Source organism: Streptomyces sp. NPDC001709 (assembly GCF_053596375.1).
This window is the reverse complement of sequence record NZ_JBSFGB010000002.1, coordinates 383,936-404,957: the sequence shown is the minus strand read 5'-3', so window position 1 is coordinate 404,957 and position 21,022 is coordinate 383,936. Positions and strand designations below refer to the sequence as shown.

Sequence of the window (21,022 nt, the reverse complement as noted above, 5' to 3'; positions counted from 1 at the left end):
GAGGGCGGCCGCATCGGCAGCGGCGACCTCGGCAGCGGACAGGGCGGGGTCGCGCGATGTGTGCGCTGACGTACGCGCACCGCTTGCGCGCCCTCACCCCCCACCCGACGTCCCGGAAGCGACGAAGACCCTTTGCCGAACTCCCGGCCACGACCTGAGAGACCGTGACCGCCGGGCCTCCGAGAGGAACACCTCCCGTGCCTGCAACAACCGCCTTCCGCCGCAGCCTCGCGGTGATAGCCGCGCTCCCCCTTCTCGCCCTCGCCGCCTGCAGTTACGGCTCCGAGGCCAAGGACGACAACACCGCCAAGGTCGCCGCCGGGGCCAAGAAGATCGACGGACTCGACTCCGTGAAGATCGGCTACTTCGGCAACCTCACCCACGCCACCGCGCTGGTCGGCAACCAGAAGGGCTTCTTCCAGAAGGAGCTGGGCGCCACCCGGGCCGCGTACCAGATCTTCAACGCCGGACCGTCCGAGATCGAGGCCCTCAACTCGGGCTCGATCGACATCGGCTGGATCGGCCCCTCCCCCTCGATCAACGGCTACACCAAGTCGGCCGGCAAGAACCTGCGCATCATCGGCGGTTCGGCGTCCGGCGGCGTGAAGCTGGTCGTGAACCCGAAGAAGATCAAGTCCCTGCAGGACGTCAAGGGCAAGAAGATCGCCACCCCTCAGCTGGGCAACACGCAGGACGTGGCGTTCCTCAACTGGGTCGCCGAGCAGGGCTGGAAGGTCGACGCGCAGAGCGGCAAGGGCGATGTGTCGGTCGTCCGCACCGACAACAAGGTCACCCCGGACGCGTACGCGTCCGGCTCCATCGACGGCGCCTGGGTGCCGGAGCCGACCGCGTCGAAGCTGGTGGCCAAGGGCGGCAAGGTGCTGCTGGACGAGGCGTCGCTGTGGCCGGACAAGAAGTTCGTGATCACGAACATCATCGTGCGGCAGGACTTCCTGAAGCAGCACCCGAAGGCGGTCGAGGCGGTGCTGAAGGCCTCGGTCGAGGCCAACAAGTGGATCAACGCCAACCCGGACGCGGCGAAGGACGCGGCGAACAAGCAGCTGGCGGCGGACTCCGGCAAGGCGCTGCCGGCGAACGTCCTGGACCCGGCGTGGAAGTCGATCCAGTTCACCGACGACCCGCTGGCCTCCACCCTGAACACCGAGGCGCAGCACGCGGTCAAGGCCGGTCTGCTGGACAGCCCGAAGCTGGACGGCATCTATGACCTCACCCTGCTGAACAAGGTCCTCAAGGCCGAGGGCAAGCCTGCCGTCAGCGACGCCGGTCTCGGCGTCAAGTAAGCCCGAAAGCCGATGAGTTCCCAGGAGGTGACGACCATGGCCACGACCTTCGCCAGGGCCGCCGCGGCCACAGAGCACGCGGCGCGCATCGAGCACGTCTCGAAGTCCTTCGCGCACCCCGGTGGGCAGCAGCTCGTCCTGGACGACATCAGCCTCGATGTCGCGCCGGGCGAGTTCGTCACCCTCCTGGGAGCCTCGGGCTGCGGCAAGTCGACCCTGCTGAATCTGGTGGCGGGGCTGGACAAGCCCTCCACCGGCAGCATCACGACCAACGGGCGGCCGGCTCTGATGTTCCAGGAGCACGCCCTGTTCCCGTGGCTGACCGCGGGCAAGAACATCGAACTCGCCCTGAAACTCCGGGGCGTCGCGAAGAACGAGCGGCGGGAGCGGGCCGAGCGGCTGCTCGACCTCGTACGGCTGCAGGGCGCGTACGGCAAGCGGGTGCACGAGCTGTCCGGCGGTATGCGCCAGCGCGTGGCCATGGCCCGCGCGCTCGCCCAGGACAGCCAGCTGCTGCTGATGGACGAGCCGTTCGCCGCGCTGGACGCCATCACCCGTGACCTGCTGCACGACGAGCTGACCCGGATCTGGGAAGAGACGGGACTGTCGGTGCTGTTCGTCACGCACAACGTGCGCGAGGCGGTACGGCTCGCGCAGCGGGTGGTGCTGCTGTCGTCCCGGCCGGGCCGGGTGGCGCGCGAGTGGCAGGTGGACATCCCGCAGCCGCGGCGCATCGAGGACGCGCCGGTCGCCGAACTGTCCCTCGAGATCACCGAAGTACTGCGTGGGGAGATCCGCCGCCATGGCCAGCACTGACACGGCGAAGACCGTCCTGGGCGAGGCCGCGAGCGTCGAGGCGGGCCTGGACGCCCTGGAGACCGCCGTCACCTCCCGGACCCCGTTCCGGCAGACCTTCACCAACAAGATCCTGCCGCCACTGATCGCCGCCGTGGTGGTGGTGCTGGTGTGGCAGGCACTGATCTCCTTCAAGATCGTCGACAATCCGGCGAAGCTGCCCTCGCCCGCCGATGTCGCCGGCGAGTTCAAGACGGCCTGGCTGCGGGGCACGCTGCTCGGCTACATCTGGACCTCCGTCTCGCGCGGTCTGCTGGGCTTCCTGTTCGCGCTGGCCATCGGCACCCCGCTGGGGCTGCTGGTGGCCCGGGTGAAGTTCGTGCGCGCGGCCATCGGTCCGGTGCTGTCCGGGCTGCAGTCGCTGCCGTCGGTGGCCTGGGTGCCGCCCGCGGTGATCTGGCTGGGCCTGAACAACTCGATGATGTACGCGGTGATCCTGCTCGGTGCGGTGCCGTCCATCGCCAACGGCCTGGTGTCGGGCATCGACCAGGTGCCGCCGCTGTTCCTGCGGGCGGGCCGCACGATGGGCGCGACCGGGCTGCGGGGCGCCTGGCACATCGTGCTGCCGGCCGCGCTGCCGGGCTATCTGGCCGGGCTCAAGCAGGGCTGGGCGTTCTCCTGGCGTTCGCTGATGGCCGCGGAGATCATCGCCTCCTCCCCCGACCTGGGCATCGGTCTGGGCGCGCTGCTGGAGAACGGCCGCAACGCCAGCTCCATGTCGATGGTGTTCGAGGCGATCTTCCTGATCCTGTTCGTCGGTATCGCCATCGACCTGCTGATCTTCAGCCCGCTGGAGCGGTGGGTGCTGCGCAGCCGCGGTCTGCTGGTGAAGAGCTGACATGCGCGCCCCGGTCCTGCTCGTCATCGCCCACGGCAGCCGCGATCCGCGGCACGCGGCGACCGTGCACGCCCTCGTGGAGCGGGTACGGTCGCTGCGGCCGGGGCTGCGTGTGGAGACCGGTTTCCTGGACTTCAACGTCCCGTCCGTGCACGGGGTGTTGGAGTCGCTCGCGGCGGAGGGCGTAGGGGACGTCGTCGCCCTGCCGCTGCTGCTGACCCGCGCCTTCCACGCCAAGGCCGACATTCCCGCCGTGCTGCGGGAGGCGCCGGCGCGGCTGCGGATCCGGCAGGCGGATGTGCTCGGCCCGTCCCCGCTGCTGCTGTCCGCGCTGGAACGGCGGCTGTACGAGGCGGGGCTGAGCCCCGCCGACAAGTCCTCGACCGGGGTCGTGCTGGCCTCGGCGGGGTCCTCAGACCCGGAGGCGATCGCAGTGATCGCCGATATCGCGCGGGAGTGGTGGCACACCGGTTGGTGCGCCGTGCGGCCTGCGTTCGCCTCCGCATCTCTGCCCCGCACCGAGGACGCAGTGGCCGAGCTACGCGCCCTCGGCTGCGAGCGGGTCGCCGTCGCGCCGTACGTCCTGGCCCCCGGCTTCCTGCCGGACCGTATCGCGCGGGGCGCGGCCGGGGCGGACGTACTGGCGGACGTGCTGGGTGCGGCGCCCGAGGTGGCGCGGCTGCTGCTGGAACGCTACGACACGGCGCGCCGGCCGGCCCTGACGGCCCTGGGCGCCTAGGCCCTGTCGTTTGGATCAGGCCGGGCTGTAGGTCACGGCGCCTTCCAACCGACCCGACCCCGCGACGCCGGGATGATCCAGACGACAGGGCCTAACCGCTGCGGCCCGCACCGGCGGGCCGGGGTCCGCCCGGCGTCCCGGACCGGCCGGTCACAGGCCGAGCCCGTGCAGGAGATGCCGAGTGAAGGTGAGGCTGGCGGTGCCGGCCCCCGCCGCGATGGCGACGTTCTCCAGCGCGGTGCGGATCCGGCCCCGGTTGGGCGGCAGGCCGTCCTCGGCCGACAGCGCCAACTCGGCCTCGATGGACTCCCCCTGCCCGGCGAGCCCCGGGTACTCGGTCCGCAGCGCCTCGGTGAGCCGCTCGGCGAGGGCCATGAGGGTCTCGAGGTCCGGTGTGCCGAACCTGGTGTCGATGCGGCCGTAATCGCCGTAGCCGACGGGGCCGTTGACGTTTCCGAAGTTGTAGGTGCTCATGTCCTGTCCTGGCTAGTGGTCCGAAGGAGCCTGCGCGGGTGGGGGGTTGGCTGCGGCTGCGGCGCGGGCGGCGGCCCGGATCCCGGGGCCCCGGCCCGTCCATGGCGACCAGGCCCTGACTGCCGAAGTTGCCGGGACCGCCGACGTTACCGATGTCGAGACGGGTGGGTCGGCGGGACAGCCTGTGTGCTCTGGGCGCCGCCGACGACGAACGGCCCGGCGCAGGCTGCCTTGTCGACGTGGGACGGTTCGGGGGTGCGTCCGGGGCCGGCCGCGAGGGCGCCGAGTGGGCCGAAAATCGCCACCCATCCGGGTGAACGCTGTCCGTTGACCAGGCCCCGGAGGGCGCGGGGGAACGAGAGGGGTACGGCCGCTTCGAGTCGGAAGAGCCGGTGGTCGGGGGCCGCGCGGTGGCGGTCCACGCGCGTGTGCCGGGCCGGGACCACGATGTCGGGGCCCAGACCCGGCACGGAGGCCTTCGGCCGGTCTGCGGTGAGCGCCCGGCCGCCGCGCCGGGCGGTTCCGTGCCCGGGGTGCACCGAGGCGCTGGGGCGCCGCCCGGCCGCTCTGTCTCCGCAGTAATGCGGCAGCACCCGTAATGGTGTGCCCGTCACGCTCATCCGTCCCCCTCAGGCCGTCTGCGCGCTTCACCCTAGGGACGGCCGGGTGAGTTTGTCGCGAGGTTCGCCGAGCGGATCCCTTGGGGGGCGGGCGCGTGGTAAGGGGCCGCCGCCGGGTCCGGCGCTCCCCTGCGACGTCGGACCGCGGCGGCATTTCGTTCTGCGCCGCTCACGGCCCGCGCGTCACACGATCGGAGAACTTGGCATGCGCTAGGGGCGTTTATCGGCCACGCTGCTGCCCGGTCCTCCCGGTCAGTCGAAACGGAGGGCGCCGGTGCGGGTGCGCTTGAGTTCGAAGAGGTCGGGGTGGCGGGCCAGTACCCGGAAGCTGTCGAAGAGTTCGGCCGCCTCCGCGCCACGCGGAATCGCGCGCAGCACGGGTCCGAACCACACCGTGCCGTCGACGTGGATGGTCGGCGTGCCCACATAGCCGCCCGACTCCGGCTCGGCGCCGGCCTCGTGGCTGCGGCGCACCGCGTCGTTGTACGACGGGTCGTGGGCGGCGGCCGACAGCTCGGCGGGCAGTCCGAGTTCGGCCAGCGACTCCGTGACCACCTGGTCGAAGTCCTTGATCCCGCGTTCGTGGATCCGGGTGCCGAACGCGGTGTACAGGTCGCGCAAGACCTTCTCGCCGTGCCGTTCGGCGGCGGCCACGGCGACGCGCACCGGGCCGATCGAGCGGTCCACCAAGTCCCGGTACCAGTCGGGGAGTTCGTTGCCCACGTTGTGCAGGTACAGGCTCATCGCCCGGAACCGGAGGTCGAGCGGGCGCAAGCGCTCGACCTCCAGCATCCAGCGGGAGGTGATCCAGGCGAAGGGGCAGGCCGGGTCGAAGAAGAAGTCGACCCGGGTCGGGGCGGGCTGGGCGGCGGGCTCGGTGTCGCGGGTGGCGTCGGTGTCGCGGTGCGTCATGACGGCGAGGCTAGTCGGCCACTGGTTCGATATCCCGGCCCAATTCGCCGCCGATTCATTGGTCCAATTCTGTGGGACCTCCGGGCCCCGCCTGCCCCCGGTCCACGACCGCGATCTCCGTCCCACGCAGGCGTTCCGGTTCCGCCACGACGTCGATGCGGGTGATCCGGGCGTCCGTGCCGAAGGCGAAGACGAGGACCAGGCGCGGCCGCCCCTGTGGCGCCATGACCAGGCCGAACTGGCCGTCCAGCAGGGCGAGTCCGGTGAACCGGGCGCGGGCCATGGCCGCCATCGCACCCTGGGCGACGGGCTCGGCGCCCCGTACCGTGATCGGTTCGGGCGTGGGTACGACCAGCGCGTCGGCGTGCAGCACCACGTCCGGGTCGAGCAGGGCGACCAGCGCCGTGAAGTCGCCGCCCCGGGTGGCGGCCAGGAACGCCTCGACGGCGCGGCGCCGGCGTACGGCGTCGGCGCCGGGCGCGGGCGGCCGGCCCTGGACGCGGCGGCGGGCCCGGCTGGCCAGCTGCCGGGTGGCGGCCGGGGTCTTCTCGATCAGCGGGGCGATCTCCTCGAAGGGCACCGCGAACATGTCGTGCAGCACGAAGGCGACCCGCTCGGCCGGGCCCAGGGTGTCGAGGACGACCAGCAGCGCGACCCCGACCTCGTCGGCCAGCAGCGCCTCCCGGGCGGGGTCACCGGCCTCGGGTGAGGGCAACGGCGTGCCGCGGGGGCGGTCACGGACGGGGTCCTGGGTGTGGTCGTGGGCGTCGAGGAACTCCTCGCGCCGGTTGCGGCGGGAGCGCAGCATGTTGAGGCAGACCCGGGTCACCACGGTGGTCAGCCAGCCGGTCGGGTTCCGTACCGCGCCGAGGTCGGCCTCCCGGGCCCGCAGCCAGGCCTCCTGCAGGGCGTCGTCGGCTTCGGCGGCCGAGCCGAGCAGCCGGTGGGCCACGGCCGTGAGATGCGCCCGGTCCGCCTCGAACCGCGCAGCGAGCCGCCGCTCGGCGTCCTCCGTGAAGTCCCCCACCGTTCCCCGTCCCTTGCCGCTCTTCCCGCGCGCACTGGCACGCGCGGCTCGTGCACGCTGCCGGGGCCCACGAAACGCCAATCGGGCCGGAAGATCAACCGGATGGCGAGTCGCCGGAGCAGTCGGCCGCGTCGAGCACGGCTGATCCGGGGGTGCTTGACCTTGCCCCTGGGGCAAGGCGAAGCGTGCGGGGCATGGACGACTTCTATCTGCGACAGACCCCGTACAGCGACCCGGGCGACCTGGACGTCGCCGCCCTGCCCCGCGATCCGCGCCGGCTCACCGGGCTGGTGCGCGGGCTGATCCTGCACCGGCTGGAAGGCGAGCGCTTCGGGTACGCCATCCCCGAGGAACGGCTGCACCACGACGCCGAGTCCCGGTACGTCACGGAGATCCTGCGCGTCCTGCGCGAGCGCGCCGATCGGCCGCTCACCGAGGAACGACCGTACCAGGAGAGGTTCGTGGGCACCTGCCGGGACTGCGCGCTGCTGCTGTGCTCGCTGCTGCGGGCCACCGGCACCCCGGCCCGCATCCGGGGTGGCTACGCCGCCTACTTCGTCGCGGGCTTCCACGACGACCACTGGGTGACCGAGTACCAACTTCCCGATGACGCCTGGCGGTTGGCCGACCCGCAGGTCCACGACGGACGCTACGGCGTGCCGTTCGACACCCTGGACGTGCCCCGGGACCAGTTCATCGTCGCCGGGCAGGCGTGGCGGGCCTGTCGGGCCGGGGAGGCGGATCCGGACACCTTCGGCGTCTGGGGCGTACCGGAGCTGCGGGGACTGCGGATGGTGGCCCATAGCGTCGTGCTCGACCTGGCCTGTGTGTCCGGCACCGAGACGCTCCCCTGGGACTGCTGGGGGCGCTGGGATGCGCAGCACCCCCTCACCCCGGACGACCTCGCGCTGCTGGACACGGTGGCCGCCGCCGGCACCGCCGAGGGGCAGCGCCGTCTGCACACGGACCCGAGGCTCGCCGTACCCCGTGAGGTCATCGCGCACACGACCTTCCTCGGGCGGCGGTCCGTCACGCTCCCGGAACCGTCAGCTCGACCAGTTTGACCACCGTGTTCCAGTTCCGGCTCGTGGCGATCAGACCCTTGGTCAGGGGGCGGCGGGACAGCACCTCGGCGAGCTTGGAGCGGCCGAGGCCCTCGGGGGCGTACAGATACAGGCAGCGGTCGCCGAGCCGGAACTCCTCGGGGAGATGGGCGGCCTGGTCGATGCCCGCGAAGCGGTCCGGGGTGACGGGCGCGGAGAAGTACGTGACGTGCAGCTGCTTGGCTTCCAGGTCGGCGGCCGGGAACGGGCAGGCCTCGACGACCGCCTTCAGATAGGCGTGGTCGCGCACGAGTACGTCGACCGGGAAGCCGAAGCGCTCCACGATCGCCCGGCTCAACTCCGCCGCCAGCGACTCCTCGTCACCATGGCCGGCGGTGAAGACGGCCTGGCCGCTCTGCAGATACGTCCGTACGCCGGTGTGGCCGAGGCCGGTCAGCAGCGTGCGGAGGTCGGCCATGGGCAACTTCTTGCTGCCGCCGACGTTGATTCCGCGCAACAGCGCCGCATAGGTCGTCATCCGGCAAGCCTAGAACGGCCGTCGTGCCCCGTGGGGGTGGGCACGACGGCCGGGCCCGCGCAGGCGGGACTGCGCGAAACTCTCGCCGATGGGCGGGCACCGGATCAACCTCTACACGCACCTGTGACTTGTTCAACAAAGCTTTGTAATCACAAACCGCCGCGCCGGTGGCAGAACGGACAACCCATGTCCTCACCTGCGGCGAGGACCCCGAGAAGCATCCCCGAGACGGGCGGATAGATGTAAGGGGCCGTTGTCCTCCCCAGTGGTGACGGGCGGGCCGCCGAGTTCGCCGGGCAGTACGACGAGACGCGTTTATCCGGCTCATACGGTCGATGCGGAGCAAACGCAGAGGTGGCGGCAGGGGGCCGGCACCGGACACGAGGGGGAAGACCCGGGATGGGGAACAGGGACGTTCGGGTGCGGGGGCTGGCCGCCCGCGCCGGCGGCTGGAGCGCCCGGCACCGCTGGGCGGCCGTCGGCATATGGGTGCTGTTCGTCGTGCTGGCGATGGGGCTCGGCTCGGCGGCGGGCCGGGTCGACGTGGACGAGGGCAACCAGCTCAAGGGCGAGACACACACCGCCGCGCAGATCATCGACGACGCGGGGATCAAGCAACCGGCCGGCGAGACCGTCCTGATCCAGTCCAGGAACGCCGGTGTGACGGCGACCGGGACCGAGTTCCGGGCCGCCGTCGCCGACGTGGTGAAGGCCGTGCAGGGCACCGGCAAGGTCACGTCCGTGACCTCGCCGTACGACACGCACACCATCTCCCGCGACGGCCGCAGCGCGCTGGTGCAGTTCGACATGCGCGGCGACGCCAAGACGGCCGTCGAGCGGATCGAGCCGGTGCTGAACGCCGTCGCCAGGGTGCAGAAGGCGCATGGCGGCCTGCGGATCGAGGAGATCGGCGGCGCCAGCATGCAGAAGCAGTACAAGGACGCCTTCGGGGACGACTTCAAGCAGGCCGAGTACTCGGCGGTGCCGGTGGCACTCGGCATCCTGCTGATCGCCTTCGGGGCGCTGGTGGCGGCGCTGCTGCCGGTGGCCCTCGCGATCACCGCGATCATGGCGACGATGGGTCTGATGGGCATCGTCAGCCATCTGCAGCCGATGAGCGACACCGCCAACTCCGTGATGCTGCTGGTCGGTATGGCCGTCGGCGTCGACTACTGCCTGTTCTATCTGCGCCGTGAGCGCGAGGAGCGGCAGGCCGGACGGGACGCGGGCACCGCCCTCAGGATCGCCGCCGCCACCAGTGGCCGGGCGATCATCGTCTCCGGGGTCACGGTGTGCGTGGCGATGGCGGGCATGCTCTTCACCGGGCTCGCCGAGTTCGAGGCGATGGGTCTGGCCTCGCTGATGGTGGTCGCGGTCGCCATGGTCGGCTCGGTGACGGTGCTCCCGGCGCTGCTGTCGCTGCTCGGTGAGCGCGTCGAGAAGGGGCGGATCCCGTTCCTGAGCCGCAGGCGTGGGAAGCGGGCCGCGGACGAGGGCAGCCGGTTCTGGACGGCCGTGCTGCGGGTGGTGCTGGCGCGGCCGCTGATCTCCGTCGTCGTGGCGGCCGGCGCGCTGCTGGCGGTCACGGCGCCCGCGCTCGGCATGAAGACCCAGCAGCTCACCCTGGACCAGGAGTTCGGCAAGTCGCTGCCGATCGTGCAGACGTACAACCGGATCAACGACGCCTTCCCGGGCGGCAGCGAGCCGGCCCAGGTCGTCGTCAAGGCCAAGGACATCAACGCCCCCGAAGTACGGCAGGCACTGGCCGACTTCAAGCAGCGGGCGATCTCCTCGGGCGCCTCGCGCGGCCCGGTCGACATCCGGCTGCACGACGCGCAGAACGTCGCCCTGGTCTCCGTGCCGCTGGTCGGCGGCTCCGACATGGACCAGGCGGTCAAGAGCCTGGACAAGCTGCGCGACGAGGTCCGGCCCGCGACCCTCGGCAAGGTGGACGGCGTCCAGGCGGCGATCACCGGGCAGGTGGCCGGCAACCACGACTTCAACGACCAGTTGCTCGGCTCCGTCGTCCCGGTCTTCGCGTTCGTGGTCGTCTTCGCCTTCCTGCTGATGCTGCTGTCGTTCCGCTCGCTGACCGTCGCGATCACGTCGATCGTGCTCAACCTGCTGTCGGTGGGCGCCGCGTACGGCATCCTCGTCGCCGTGTTCCAGCACGGCTGGGGTGCGTCGCTGGTCGGCGCGGAGGGGGTCGGCGCGATCGTGACCTGGCTGCCGCTGTTCCTCTTCGTGATCCTGTTCGGGCTGTCGATGGACTACCACGTGTTCGTGGTGTCCCGGATCCGTGAGGCCCGCATGAACGGCCGGACGACGAAGGACGCGATCCGGCACGGCGTGGTCACCACGGCCGGCGTCGTCACCAGCGCCGCGGTCATCATGGTCGCCGTGTTCGCGATCTTCGGCACGCTGTCGATGCAGTCCATGAAGCAGATGGGTGTGGGCCTGGCCGCGGCGGTCCTCATCGACGCGACGATCATCCGCGGTGTGCTGCTGCCGGCCGTGATGGCGCTGCTCGGCGAGCGCAACTGGTACCTGCCGAAGTGGCTGCACCGCTTGCCCGACCTCACGCATGACGAGGCGCCGGAGGCGGCCTCCTCCCGGCCGGTGCGGGAGGAGGGGGAACGGTTGCCGGTCTGATTCCGGGGTCCGGACGGGCGCCCACCCGGCGGGGCGGTGGAGACCGTGCGCGGGTGCGGGGGTGTGGGGGCTGTTCGCGCGGTTCCCCGCGCCCCTTACGGGGCGCTCCTCGACGGCAGTTCCGCCTCGATGAGGTCCGCCGCCCGACGCGCGCCGCCCTCCTTCGCCATCTCCGCCTGGACGTCCTTCAGGCGACGGGCCACCTCGGGGTCGTCCACCAGGGCGAGCGCGGCCTCGCGGAGGCGCTCGGCGGTGGCCTCCTCGGTGTCCAGCCGGCGGGCGACGCCGAGGGCCTGGAGCACGTCGGCGTTGCCGAACTGGTCGACGGCCTGGGGAACGGCGATCATCGGGGTCGCGGTGGCGAGCCCCTCCTGGCTGCCGCCGGCGCCCGCGTGCGTGACGAACAGATCGGCCTGCCGGAGGACCGCCAGCTGCGGTATCCAGTTGTGCACTTCGACGTTGCCGGGTACCTCGCCCAGCTCGGCGGGGTCCACATGCCTGCCGATCTGGAGGACGAGGTGCCAGCCGGGCAGGTCGCCGAAGGCACGGACGCACTCGCGGTAGAAGGCGGGCTGCTTGGTGAAGGCCGAGCCCAGGGACACCAGTACGACCTTCTCCGGGCCGCCGGGCCGCCCCCAGTCGCCCTGGTCGGCGCGGTCGCCCTGGCAGGCGCCGACGAAGGTGTGCACGCGTTGGTCGACCCGGTCGGCGTGCGGCTGGAGGGCCTTCGGGATGAGGACGATGGAGCGCGACGGGCCGATGAAGGAGTCCGGGTGCTCGGTGATCCCGTTCTCGGCCAGCCAGGCCTCGAACCGGGCGTAGTACGCCTGCCCGCGCGGGGTCTTCCTCGGCTCGGCCCACATCGGTTCGAGCACCTCCTTCTCGTAGCCCTCCCAGGCGACCAGGTTCGGTGAGAGGGAGACCGCCGGGACGCCCCAGCGGTGGGCGAGGACGCGGGCCGGATAGGAGGCGATGTCGTGCAGCACGAGGTCGGGCACGTCATCCGCGTAGGCCTCCGCGAGCTGCGGGAGCGCCTGGATCGCGTCCGCCAGGAACGGCTCCACGTTGTCCAGCAGCGTGGTCCCCCAGGCTTCCGGGTCGGCGTCGGGACCGGGCAGCGTCGAGCTGTACGGCACGGGCCGGGCCCCGGTGACGGCCACCTTCTCGGCGAACTGCGGCGGGATGGCGTAGGTGACCCGGTGGCCCCGGGCGACGAGTTCTCGGATCACCTCCAGGCTGGGGTTCACATGGCCGTGCGCGGCGATGGAGAACATGGCGATATGGGCGGGAGCGGTGGAAGCAGTCATGACGGCGAGGATAGGCGAGACGAGACGTCTCGTTCAAAGTGTTTTCCGCCGGGCGTGCTTCAGGCGCCGCATCCGGGGCTGGAGCGAACCCGGTGCGTACCCCTGCGGCCCCGCTCAGCGCTGATAGCGCGCCAGGACCAGGTTGCCGTCCCGCTCCAGGCGTCTGCGCAGCTCGGTGAGGCCGATCGCGCCGCTGTAGTACTCCTGGAAGGCCGGGGTGGCCACCTTGTCCTTCCACTCGGGGTAGCCGCGGACGGACTGGGCGGGCGCCGGGCGCAGGCGGTCCGCCAGGGCCGTGCCGGTCGCCCAGCCGTACTTCGCGGTGTGCAGGGCGGGGTCCTTCAGGGCCTGGGTGCCGGTGGGCAGCATCCAGTCGCCCAGCGCGAGGCGCACCATGTTCTCCGGGCGCAGCAGGAAGTCGATGAACGCGGCGGCCTCCTTCTTGTGAGGGCAGTCGGCGGAGACGGACAGGGTCTGCGGGCTGACCCCCTGGGCGAGCCCGGCGGCGCCGGCCGGGGCGGGCAGCACCTGCCAGCGAAAGCCCTTCGGCGCCTGCTGCACGATCTGCTGGCGGTAGGAGAAGCCCAGCGGGACCATCGCGTAGCGGCCGCCGAAGAAGCCGGGCAGCGTGTCCGAGCCGCCGCTGCCGAGCGTGGCGGCGGGAGCGCTGTGGTCGACGGCGACCTGGTCGTGGACCGTGCTCGGTACGACCGCGTCGCCGGGGGCGAAGCGCACGGTCACCTTGCCGTCGCTACCCCGGTGGAACAGCCGGCCGCCCGCCGACAGGGAGAGGTTGAGCGTGGCGGAGACGGGCTCCTTCAACGGCCAGGCCACGCCGTACCTGCCGGGTCCGCCGAGCTTCTTCGTCACCACTCGGAACTCGTCCCAGGTCCAGGGGTGTTCGGGCGTCGGGATGCGCACCCTCGCCGCGCGCAGCCAGGTGGCGTTGGCGATCAGCACCCGGGGTTCCTGGAGGAACGGCACGCCGTAGATGCCGTGCCCGAAGGTGGCGGTGCCCCAACTGGTCGGCGGTATATCGGACTTGAGGCGCTTCGGCAACAGGTCGGTCAGGTCGGCGAGGTAACCGCCGTAGGCGAAGTCGGCCAGGTCGTCGGAGGCGTCGTGGATGACGTCCGGGGCCTCGCCGCCCTCGAAGGAGGTGAGCAGCTGGTCATGGACACTGTCCCAACTTCCCTGGATGTACTCGACCTTGACGTCGGGATGCGTCGCGTTCCACTCCTTCACCAGGGCCTTGTTGGCGGCGACGGATTCCTGCTGCCAGGCGAGGGACTGGAAGCGCAGGGTGATCGGGCCGCCGTCGCGGTGGCCCGGCGACGAGCAGCCCGCGAGCAGCAGCAGGACGGCGAGGAGTGCCATGGTCATGCGGGCTTTCATCAGCTCTTCACCGCCCCGGCGAGCAGTCCGGTCGTGATCCGCCGCTGGACCAGGGCGAAGACGGCCAGGGAAGGGAGCGTGGCGAGGAACGCGGCCGCGGCCAGCGGGCCGAGGTCGGCCACGCCCTCCGCGCCGATGAAATGGGTGAGGACCACCGGCAGGGTCTGCTTCCCGGGACTCTTGAGCAGCACGAGTGCGAAGAAGAACTCGTTCCACGCGGTGACGAACGCGAACAGCGCCGTCGCCGCGATGCCCGGCGCGAGCAGCGGCGCCGTGACCGACACGAGGGTGCGCACTCGCCCGGCGCCGTCGACGGCCGCCGCCTCCTCCAACTCCGCGGGCACCGCCCGCACATGCCCGGCGAGCATCCACAGCGCGAACGGCAGCGCCCACACGGTGTACACCGCCACCAGCCCGGCCAGGGAGTCGATCAGCCGCAGGTTCTTCAGCACCAGGAACAGCGGGATGATCACCAGCACGAAGGGGAAGGCCTGGCTGACCACCACCCATCCGGTGGCGGCCCGGGCCAGGCGGGTGCGGCGCCGGGCCATGACGTAGGCCGTCGGGGTGGCGAGCAGAACGGCGACGACGGCGGTCGCGAGCGCCACCAGCAGGGAGTTGAGGGCGGCGTGCGCGAGCGGCTGCTCCTGGAAGGCCTGCCGGACGTTGGCCAGGGTGGGACGGCGCGGGATCCATGCCGGGTGCAGACTGCCCAGCTCGCGTGGCGACTTCAGGGCGGTGGAGAGCAGCCACAGGAGCGGGAAGGCCAGGAAGAGCAGATAGCCGAGTAGGGCGGCGTACTGTCCGGCGCGTGCCGCGCGACGGGTCCTCATGCGTCCGCACCTCCGCGCAGCCGGCCGGCCAGGAACACCGCGAGCAGGACCGAGACGACGGCGACGAGCACGCATCCCATGGCCGCCGCGTAGCCGAACTGGCCGTAGCGGAAGGCCTCTTCGTAGGCGAAGAGGGAGGGCAGCCGGGTCTTTCCGCCGGGGCCGCCGCTGGTGAGGACGTAGACCAGGGCGAAGGAGTTGAGGTTCCAGATCAGGTTGAGCGCGGTGATGGCGAGGGCCACCGGTCTGAGTGCGGGCCAGGTGACGGCGCGGAAGCGGCGCCAGGCGCCGGCGCCGTCGACCGCGGCGGCCTCGTGGAGTTCGCGCGGAACGTTCTGCAGTCCGGCGAGCAGGGCGACCGTGGTCTGCGGCAGGCCGGCCCAGACGCCGACGACGATCACCGCGGGCAGGGCGGTGGCCAGTCCGCCCAGCCAGTCGCGGCCGCCGCCGAGGCCGAGGGCGCGCAGGGTCTCGTTGAGGATGCCCGCGTCCGGGTTGTAGACCAGCCGCCACATGATGCCGACGACGACCTCGGGCATCGCCCAGGGCACGATCGCGAGGGCGCGGGCCAGCCGGCGCAGCCGTAAGTCCTCCTTGAGCAGCAGAGCGAGGCCGAGGGCCAGCAGGAACTGGGGCACGGTCACGCCGGCCGCCCAGACCAGGCCGATCCGGAACGACTCCCAGAACAGCGTGTCGTGCAGCAGGTCCCGGAAGTTCAGGGTGCCGATCCACCGGGTGGCCTGGGTGCGGCCCGACTGGGCGTCGGTGAACGCCAGCAGGGTGCCGTAGAGCAGCGGGCCCACGCTGAACAGGAGGATCGGGATCAGGGCGGGCAGGACGAGGAACCAGGCGCCCTGCCCGGTGGCATGGTGGCCGGCCGGGCGGTCCTGCCTTCGGATTTCGGCCACTGATGCCACGGATTCAGCCCCTTTGCCCGCTCCGATTGACGTGTTCATGGTCGTGAAGGCCCGATACCTCGTCAAGGGCCCGCGCACACGGCCCGACCTGTACGAATGCGAGACTGGCCGGAGAGATCCGACCGGAAGACCGGAAGACCGCGCGGCACGGAGGCACGATGGACGAGGCACGGGCACGGGACGTACTGGCCGCGGCGGACGTGCTGCCGGGCCCGGTCCGGGACGCAGCTCTCCTCGCCCTCGGTGAGAACGCGGTGTTCGTCGCCGGTGACCTGGTGGTGAAGGTGGGCCGCGACGCCGAGCTGCTGGAGCGGGCCCAGCGGGAGCTGGACATCGCCGGCTGGCTGGCCGGGGCGGGCGTGCCGGCGGTACGGGCGGCGGAGCCGAAGCCGCGGCTGGTGGACGGGCACCCGGTGACGGTGTGGCACCGGCTGCCGGATCCGGTACGGCCCGCCGAGCCGGGGGACCTGGCGCGGTTGCTGCGGCTGGTGCACGCACTTGACTCTCCTCCCTTCGCATTGCCGCCCCGCGCGTTGCTGAGCGGTGTGGAGCGCTGGCTGCGGCTCGCGGGTGACGCGATCGATCCGGCGGACGCGGCCTATCTCCGGGCGCGCCGGGACGGGTTCGCGGCGGCCGCGGCCGCGCTGACGCCGCATCTGCCGCCGGGGCCGATCCATGGGGACGCGCTGCCCCGCAATGTCCACATCGGGCCCGACGGACCGGTGCTGGTCGATCTGGAGACCTTCTCCGCCGACCTGCGCGAGCACGACCTGGTGGTCATGGCCCTCTCCCGCGACCGGTACGGGATGTCCGCGGAGGCGTACGACTCCTTTGCAGAGGCGTACGGGTGGGATGTGCGGGAGTGGGAGGGGTGCGGTGTGCTGCGCGGGGCTCGGGAGACGGCCAGCTGTGCCTGGGTTGCACAGCACGCGCCGAGCAACCCGAAGGCGCTGGCCGAGTTCCGGCGGCGGGTGGGGTCGTTGCGGGACGGGGACGAGACGGTCCGTTGGTACCCGTTCTGACCCCCCTAGGGGCGCGGGGAACTGCGCGATCGGCCCCCAGCGGCCCGCAGGCGAAGTCGGCCCATGGAACCTACGCGGGCTGGTTCTCGGTCAGCTCCCGTAGGGGCCACATGCCGTCGACCACCGTGTCCGCGTCTCCCTTGCGCCGCAGGAACGCCTGGAAGTCCGCCGCCCACGCCGCATACCACTCGATCTGGCGTTCGTGCAGGTCAGCCAGGCTCAGGGACGCGATTTTCGGGTGGCGGTCGGCTATCGCGGAGGCGAGGCGCGCTGCGGCGAGGGCGTCGGCCGGGGCCGTGTGGGCCGCGTCGAGGGTTATGCCGTACTCGGCGCAGACCGCTTCCAGGTTGCGCTTGCCGCGGCGGTAGCGGTCGACCCAGCGGTCGATGGTGTAGGGGTCGATGACCGGCGCGGGCGGGGCGCCGCCCAGGCGGTCGGCGAGGGACGGCAGGTCGTGGCGGCGCAGTTCGGCGGAGAGCAGGGTGAGGTCGAACGCGGCGTTGTAGGCGACGACCGGGACGCCCGTCTTCCAGTACCCCACCAGGACGTCGGCGATGGAGTCGACCACCCGGTCGGCCGGGTGGCCTTCGGTCGTCGCCCGCTCGTTGCTGATGCCGTGCACCGCCACCGCGTCCGCCGGGATCTCCACGCCCGGATCGGCCAGCCACTCCTTGCGGCCCATGGGCTCACCGGCCCTGACCTCGATCACGGCGCCGGTGACGATGCGCGCCTCGCGCGGATCGGTCCCGGTCGTCTCCAGGTCGAAGCCGATCAGCAGCTCCCGGTGCCAGCCCATGTGCGGCCCCCCTTCTTGGTGGTGCTTTCCCCCAGTGGCCTCCACCATCGCATGCGGCACTGACAATCCGACGATCGCGTTCCGCTTGCCCTCACGAACAGTTCAGGACACCGGGCGCGAATCCGCCCACGCCAGCTCGAATTCCTCGCGGTATGTCGGGAACAGCCCGGCTTCGCCCACCTCGTCCGACCTGACCAGCTTGCTGCCGTTGCGCAGCACCAGCACCGGCGACTCCATCCCGCGCGCCCCGCGCAGATAGGACTGCACCACGGCGATGCCGTCGGCGCCGTCGCCGTCCACCAGGTAGGCGGTGAAGCGCGGGGTCTCGTCGTAGACCTGGATCTCGAAGGCGCCCGGGTCGCGCAGCCGGGAGCGGACCCGGCGCATGTGCAGGATGTTCATCTCGACGGACCGGCTCAGTTCGCCCCGTTTCATCCCGAGTTCGCGCTCGCGGCGCTTGACCGAGCTGGAGGCGGGGTTGATGAAGAGCAGCCGTACCCGGCAGCCGGACTCGGCGAGCCGGACCAGACGGCGCCCGGAGAAGTTCTGCACCAGCAGGTTGAGACCGATGCCGATGGCGTCGAGGCGGCGGGCGGCGCCGAAGATGTCCTCGGCCGGGAACTGACGCATGAGCCGCACCCGGTCCGGATGGACGGCGACGACGTCGGCGTACCGGTCGCCGACCAGGTCCTCGACCGCGTCCACGGGCAGCCGGCGCGCGGAGGGCACGTCACCGCCGGCGCCGAGCACCTCCAGCAGCCGGGCCGAGGCGCGCTCGGCCTGGCTCAGGACCGCCTCCGACAGCGCCCGGTTGCGGGAGACGACGTTGCGGGTGACCTCCAGCTCGTCCAGGGCGAGTTCGAGGTCGCGGCGCTCGTCGAAGTACGGCTCGAAGCACGGCCAGTGCTGCACCATCAGCTCGCGCAGCTGCGGGAGGGTGAGGAAGCTGAGCACATTGTCGTCGGCCGGGTCGAGCAGGTACCCCTTGCGGCGGCTGACCTCACGGACCGCGACCGCGCGCTGCACCCACTCCTGCCCGGCCGGACCGGCCGCGGCGACCACCCAGTCGTCCGCGTGGACGGGTTCGTAGATGGGGCGCAGCACGGCGGCCACGACCGCGCGCAGCCGCTGTTCGACGAGGTTGAGCCAGATGTAGGCCCGGCCGGCCCGCTGGGCGCGGGTGCGCACCTCGCGCCAGGCGTCGGCGTCCCAGTCCAGCTCCGGCCCGATGGACCCCGCGTCCATCGGCCGGGCCAGGGACACCGCGCCGGGCGGGACGTCTGTGGAGTTCCCCTCGTGACCCTCGTCACCAGGGGGCAGCTCCAGGCCTCCCGAGCCCACCCGCGCACCGCCTTCCGCTTCCCCGGGCCTTTCCCAGTCTCAACGATCAAGGAAGGGTACTCCGCGACGGGTCGGCGGTGCAGCCGGATGGACAGGTCGGTTTCTCAACTGTTTTCCTCAACTACGCGGCTCCCAATGGCCGTTCTGCCATGCCAGGTCACGCGGAGTGAGCGGATTCATAGCCGTGACGTCCCGCGGCACGATGGCGAAGCCCTGCCAGTGCACCGGCATGGGCTGCTGGTCCTCGTCCCGCGCGATGTGGTGGAAGCCGACGTTCATCCAGATCACCGGGTGGGTGAGGGTCTGTCCGCCGACCCATGTGTCGACGGATGCGGGGTGCCCGCCGCCGCACGTCAGGTTGTTGCTGGCGAACAGTTCGCACGGGTTGTACTCGGTGACGTAGAGGTCGTGCTTGGTGAATCCGCGGCCGGGGTACTTGGTGGTGGGTCCGGGGACGATCTCGTACGAACGTGCGTGTCCGTCCTTGTTCTTGCCCGTCGCGCTGACCACCCGCCACCAGCGGTAGGTCTTCAGGTCGCCGGCGAGTTCCTTGGTGACCTCGGTGCGGGTGGTCCTGGTGGTGGGGCCCTCCTGCCCGCCGGTGCGGGGGCTGACGGCCGAGTCGTACTGCTCGACCTTCGTCTTGGACGAGCCGTCGAGACCGAAGTCCAGCCGCCAGAAGACGTTGTGGCTGTGGCTGGTGGCATAGGCCTTGGCACCCTTGCCGATGGGCCAGCCGCGGCCGTCACCGGCGTCGTAGTCGTCCCAGGACAGACTTCCGGTCGCGCCGACGTTCATGGCGATCATGCCGTCGTCCTGGAAGCGCCACTCGGTGATGTACTCGTACCAGCCGACCTGGTTGACGGTGTAGACGAGGAAGTCCTTGCCCTGCGCCTGGTAGACCTTGCCCGTGCCGAGGTCGTCGTGCATGCGGTAGGCGTGACCGCGGGAACGGGTGGTCGTGCACAGGCCCTTGACGTTCGGGTGTTCCGGGTCCACGGCGTCGGGGACCTTGACGGTCCTGATGGTGCCGCCGGGGCACTCGGCGGGCGAGAGGTTCATCAGCGACTGGGCGAAGCCCTCGTCCGTCAGGTCCTTGTACTCGTGCTGTCCGTCGTCGTAGGGGACGTGGATCTGGGACAGTCTGGCGCTGTTCAGGACCTTGATCGGCTCGGGTTCGTCCTTGGGCTGGTAGCTGATCTTCTCCAGGACGAGACCGGCCTTGCTGTCGTAGTGCCAGCACATGCGCCAGGTCGTGCCGGTGGAGAGCTTCTGTTCGATGCGGTAGGCGGCGCTGCAGTCGGCCGCGGGCGCGGCGGTGACCGTTCCCGGGCGGGCGGCGGCCGGTCCGGCGGTGGTCGTCGCGCCGGCGGCGAGCACGGCCACGGTCAGTCCGGCGGCGGCCGCTGCTCTGCGGGCGCGCCGGATTCCGTACATGGGCATGACGAAATGGCTCCCTTGCAGGAGATACGGGTTCATGCGGGTTCGAGGAAACGTGTGAGTCAGCCGCGGTGAAGAGCGGCGACCTTGCGTGCGCTCAGGTCGATCACCAGGGACCTGGTGTCGATCCAGGGGCCGTTCCTGACCTTGGTGAACAGCCGGACGCACCGGTGCACGCCGCACTGGTCGAGGACGGCGGGCTGGGCGCCCGGAGCGGCCCGGTAGATGCCGCCGCTGAGCAGCAGCTGGTCCGGGGAGGTGAGTTGCCTGCCGGTGGCGTCCTTGTAGTCCGCCTTCAGGCCCGCGCCGAGCGGTGCGGCGATCAGCAGCCGGGCCGCCTCGGCGTTCTCGGCCCGGCTCGGCGGCGGCTGGACGCCCCGCTGGGTGCCGGTGCGCTCCACCTTGCCGGTGTCCAGGTCGACGGTCTTGGTGACGAGCGTGTCGTCGCGGTAGTCGTAGAAGGTGATGTCGGCCCGTCGCGGCGCGGCCGGGTCGTCCGCCTCGCCGGCCTCGGGTTCGGCGAGGTCGACGCTCAGGCGCTGCGGCCCGCGGCCGCCGTCGACGTTCTCACCCGTGTGCAGCGGCTGCCCGTTCAGGGCGATCCGCTCGGCCCGCCGGATCTCGTCGTCGGTCAGCGGGTCCCGCCCGCTGCCCTTGCGGCCCTCGGCGGGCGCCTGCTCGACGACACCGGGCCGGACCGCGTCCGTACCCGGTCCGCCGCCTCTCGCTCCCGCCGAGGTGTCCGCCCCCGCCGTGCCCGGCAGGGTGATCGCGACCATCGCGGCGGTCCCCACCGCCGCGAGGGCCACTCCTGCCACTAACTTGCCCAGATGGCGGTGCACTGTCTCACGCACATTGTCCCCCTGGTCCCGTGGTCGTCCGGGAGTACGTGTTGCCCCACTGGTTCGGCACACAGCGGGTAAGAGCGACGCCGTGTGCGCTGGTCGGTGGGTAAGAGGGACGCAAGTCACA

At 71.4% G+C, this 21,022-nt stretch carries 19 protein-coding genes and 1 pseudogene; 7 read left to right on the top strand and 13 right to left on the bottom strand.

The features are described 5' to 3' along the window. The first annotated feature begins 197 nt into the window (after positions 1 to 197). From ACWC0C_RS04670 to ACWC0C_RS04655, 4 genes are read left to right on the top strand one after another with little or no spacing between them, the layout of a single operon-like run. A complete protein-coding gene (locus ACWC0C_RS04670) occupies positions 198 to 1,301 on the top strand; it encodes an aliphatic sulfonate ABC transporter substrate-binding protein (protein WP_450861569.1) in 1,104 nt (367 codons plus the stop codon). Positions 1,302 to 1,313: 12 nt separating this feature from the next. After that, on the top strand, positions 1,314 to 2,117 hold the full coding sequence (locus ACWC0C_RS04665; RefSeq protein ID WP_450861568.1) for an ABC transporter ATP-binding protein: 804 nt from the start codon (positions 1,314 to 1,316) through the stop codon (positions 2,115 to 2,117). After that, positions 2,104 to 2,994 carry an ABC transporter permease gene (locus tag ACWC0C_RS04660; RefSeq protein WP_450861566.1) on the top strand — a complete coding sequence of 297 codons (891 nt, stop codon included), beginning with the start codon at positions 2,104 to 2,106 and terminating at the stop codon, positions 2,992 to 2,994. The genes ACWC0C_RS04665 and ACWC0C_RS04660 overlap by 14 nt, the downstream gene beginning before the upstream one ends. A gap of 1 nt (position 2,995) precedes the next feature. Beyond that, a complete protein-coding gene (locus tag ACWC0C_RS04655; RefSeq protein WP_450861564.1) occupies positions 2,996 to 3,733 on the top strand; it encodes a sirohydrochlorin chelatase in 738 nt (245 codons plus the stop codon). Between the two features lie 150 nt (positions 3,734 to 3,883). Here ACWC0C_RS04655 and ACWC0C_RS04650 read toward each other — a convergent pair whose 3' ends face one another. The 4 genes from ACWC0C_RS04650 to ACWC0C_RS04635 form a co-directional block, all read right to left on the bottom strand. After that, positions 3,884 to 4,207 carry a hypothetical protein gene (locus ACWC0C_RS04650; RefSeq protein ID WP_450861562.1) on the bottom strand — a complete coding sequence of 108 codons (324 nt, stop codon included), beginning with the start codon at positions 4,205 to 4,207 and terminating at the stop codon, positions 3,884 to 3,886. A gap of 146 nt (positions 4,208 to 4,353) precedes the next feature. Beyond that, positions 4,354 to 4,827, bottom strand: coding sequence for a hypothetical protein (locus ACWC0C_RS04645; RefSeq protein WP_450861560.1), 474 nt, complete (start codon positions 4,825 to 4,827; stop codon positions 4,354 to 4,356). Positions 4,828 to 5,079: 252 nt separating this feature from the next. Next, positions 5,080 to 5,739 (bottom strand): mycothiol-dependent nitroreductase Rv2466c family protein, encoded by a 660-nt coding sequence (locus ACWC0C_RS04640; RefSeq protein WP_450861558.1) that lies wholly within the window; start codon positions 5,737 to 5,739, stop codon positions 5,080 to 5,082. A 55-nt stretch (positions 5,740 to 5,794) separates the two neighbouring features. Beyond that, a complete protein-coding gene (locus ACWC0C_RS04635; protein ID WP_450861557.1) occupies positions 5,795 to 6,766 on the bottom strand; it encodes a sigma-70 family RNA polymerase sigma factor in 972 nt (323 codons plus the stop codon). A 194-nt stretch (positions 6,767 to 6,960) separates the two neighbouring features. Here ACWC0C_RS04635 and ACWC0C_RS04630 point away from each other — a divergent pair, with 194 nt between their 5' ends. Next, entirely contained in the window at positions 6,961 to 7,830 is an 870-nt protein-coding gene (locus ACWC0C_RS04630; RefSeq protein WP_450861555.1) for a transglutaminase-like domain-containing protein, read from the top strand. Here the strand turns inward: ACWC0C_RS04630 and ACWC0C_RS04625 are convergent. Further along, positions 7,796 to 8,347 (bottom strand): DUF1697 domain-containing protein, encoded by a 552-nt coding sequence (locus tag ACWC0C_RS04625; protein ID WP_450861553.1) that lies wholly within the window; start codon positions 8,345 to 8,347, stop codon positions 7,796 to 7,798. The genes ACWC0C_RS04630 and ACWC0C_RS04625 overlap by 35 nt on opposite strands. A gap of 399 nt (positions 8,348 to 8,746) precedes the next feature. On the opposite strand from ACWC0C_RS04625, the gene ACWC0C_RS04620 reads away from it, so the two are divergent. Beyond that, positions 8,747 to 10,999 (top strand): MMPL family transporter, encoded by a 2,253-nt coding sequence (locus ACWC0C_RS04620; protein WP_450861551.1) that lies wholly within the window; start codon positions 8,747 to 8,749, stop codon positions 10,997 to 10,999. Positions 11,000 to 11,094: 95 nt separating this feature from the next. On the opposite strand, the pseudogene mgt reads toward ACWC0C_RS04620, so the two are convergent. The 4 genes and pseudogenes from mgt to ACWC0C_RS04600 form a co-directional block, all read right to left on the bottom strand. After that, a pseudogene (mgt, locus tag ACWC0C_RS04615) lies at positions 11,095 to 12,343 on the bottom strand (macrolide-inactivating glycosyltransferase). Between the two features lie 77 nt (positions 12,344 to 12,420). Further along, complete coding sequence (locus tag ACWC0C_RS04610) at positions 12,421 to 13,689, bottom strand: ABC transporter substrate-binding protein (protein WP_450861549.1); 1,269 nt, start codon at positions 13,687 to 13,689, stop codon at positions 12,421 to 12,423. An 11-nt stretch (positions 13,690 to 13,700) separates the two neighbouring features. Next, positions 13,701 to 14,534 carry a carbohydrate ABC transporter permease gene (locus tag ACWC0C_RS04605; protein ID WP_449194708.1) on the bottom strand — a complete coding sequence of 278 codons (834 nt, stop codon included), beginning with the start codon at positions 14,532 to 14,534 and terminating at the stop codon, positions 13,701 to 13,703. Continuing rightward, positions 14,531 to 15,451, bottom strand: coding sequence for a carbohydrate ABC transporter permease (locus ACWC0C_RS04600; RefSeq protein ID WP_450861547.1), 921 nt, complete (start codon positions 15,449 to 15,451; stop codon positions 14,531 to 14,533). The genes ACWC0C_RS04605 and ACWC0C_RS04600 overlap by 4 nt, the downstream gene beginning before the upstream one ends. Positions 15,452 to 15,609: 158 nt before the next feature. On the opposite strand from ACWC0C_RS04600, the gene ACWC0C_RS04595 reads away from it, so the two are divergent. Next, on the top strand, positions 15,610 to 16,473 hold the full coding sequence (locus tag ACWC0C_RS04595; RefSeq protein ID WP_450861544.1) for a phosphotransferase enzyme family protein: 864 nt from the start codon (positions 15,610 to 15,612) through the stop codon (positions 16,471 to 16,473). Positions 16,474 to 16,543: 70 nt separating this feature from the next. On the opposite strand, the gene ACWC0C_RS04590 is transcribed toward ACWC0C_RS04595, so the two are convergent. The 4 genes from ACWC0C_RS04590 to ACWC0C_RS04575 all read right to left on the bottom strand — a co-directional run bounded on the left by ACWC0C_RS04590 (position 16,544) and on the right by ACWC0C_RS04575 (position 20,904). Further along, positions 16,544 to 17,269 (bottom strand): exonuclease domain-containing protein, encoded by a 726-nt coding sequence (locus ACWC0C_RS04590; RefSeq protein ID WP_450861542.1) that lies wholly within the window; start codon positions 17,267 to 17,269, stop codon positions 16,544 to 16,546. A 102-nt stretch (positions 17,270 to 17,371) separates the two neighbouring features. Beyond that, positions 17,372 to 18,610: an SAV2148 family HEPN domain-containing protein gene (locus ACWC0C_RS04585; RefSeq protein WP_449194712.1), complete on the bottom strand. Its 1,239-nt coding sequence runs from the start codon at positions 18,608 to 18,610 to the stop codon at positions 17,372 to 17,374. A gap of 117 nt (positions 18,611 to 18,727) precedes the next feature. Then, the gene (locus tag ACWC0C_RS04580; RefSeq protein WP_450861540.1) at positions 18,728 to 20,053 is read right to left on the bottom strand and encodes a copper amine oxidase; all 1,326 of its coding nucleotides are present in this window, start codon (positions 20,051 to 20,053) and stop codon (positions 18,728 to 18,730) included. A 59-nt stretch (positions 20,054 to 20,112) separates the two neighbouring features. Further along, positions 20,113 to 20,904, bottom strand: a complete 792-nt coding sequence (locus ACWC0C_RS04575) for a Tat pathway signal sequence domain protein (protein WP_450861538.1) — start codon at positions 20,902 to 20,904, stop codon at positions 20,113 to 20,115. Positions 20,905 to 21,022 lie beyond the last annotated feature (118 nt).

What these genes read in the sequence shown, in the direction of transcription:
- ACWC0C_RS04645 (WP_450861560.1), bottom strand. Translation starts at nt 4,827, where the DNA reads ATGAGCGTGACGGGCACACCATTACGGGTGCTGCCGCATTACTGCGGA.
- ACWC0C_RS04640 (WP_450861558.1), bottom strand. Translation starts at nt 5,739, where the DNA reads ATGACGCACCGCGACACCGACGCCACCCGCGACACCGAGCCCGCCGCC.
- ACWC0C_RS04605 (WP_449194708.1), bottom strand. Translation starts at nt 14,534, where the DNA reads ATGAGGACCCGTCGCGCGGCACGCGCCGGACAGTACGCCGCCCTACTC.
- ACWC0C_RS04630 (WP_450861555.1), top strand. Translation starts at nt 6,961, where the DNA reads ATGGACGACTTCTATCTGCGACAGACCCCGTACAGCGACCCGGGCGAC.
- ACWC0C_RS04660 (WP_450861566.1), top strand. Translation starts at nt 2,104, where the DNA reads ATGGCCAGCACTGACACGGCGAAGACCGTCCTGGGCGAGGCCGCGAGC.
- ACWC0C_RS04655 (WP_450861564.1), top strand. Translation starts at nt 2,996, where the DNA reads ATGCGCGCCCCGGTCCTGCTCGTCATCGCCCACGGCAGCCGCGATCCG.
- ACWC0C_RS04595 (WP_450861544.1), top strand. Translation starts at nt 15,610, where the DNA reads ATGGACGAGGCACGGGCACGGGACGTACTGGCCGCGGCGGACGTGCTG.
- ACWC0C_RS04610 (WP_450861549.1), bottom strand. Translation starts at nt 13,689, where the DNA reads ATGACCATGGCACTCCTCGCCGTCCTGCTGCTGCTCGCGGGCTGCTCG.
- ACWC0C_RS04665 (WP_450861568.1), top strand. Translation starts at nt 1,314, where the DNA reads ATGAGTTCCCAGGAGGTGACGACCATGGCCACGACCTTCGCCAGGGCC.
- ACWC0C_RS04650 (WP_450861562.1), bottom strand. Translation starts at nt 4,207, where the DNA reads ATGAGCACCTACAACTTCGGAAACGTCAACGGCCCCGTCGGCTACGGC.
- ACWC0C_RS04580 (WP_450861540.1), bottom strand. Translation starts at nt 20,053, where the DNA reads ATGCCCATGTACGGAATCCGGCGCGCCCGCAGAGCAGCGGCCGCCGCC.
- ACWC0C_RS04625 (WP_450861553.1), bottom strand. Translation starts at nt 8,347, where the DNA reads ATGACGACCTATGCGGCGCTGTTGCGCGGAATCAACGTCGGCGGCAGC.
- ACWC0C_RS04620 (WP_450861551.1), top strand. Translation starts at nt 8,747, where the DNA reads ATGGGGAACAGGGACGTTCGGGTGCGGGGGCTGGCCGCCCGCGCCGGC.
- ACWC0C_RS04590 (WP_450861542.1), bottom strand. Translation starts at nt 17,269, where the DNA reads ATGGGCTGGCACCGGGAGCTGCTGATCGGCTTCGACCTGGAGACGACC.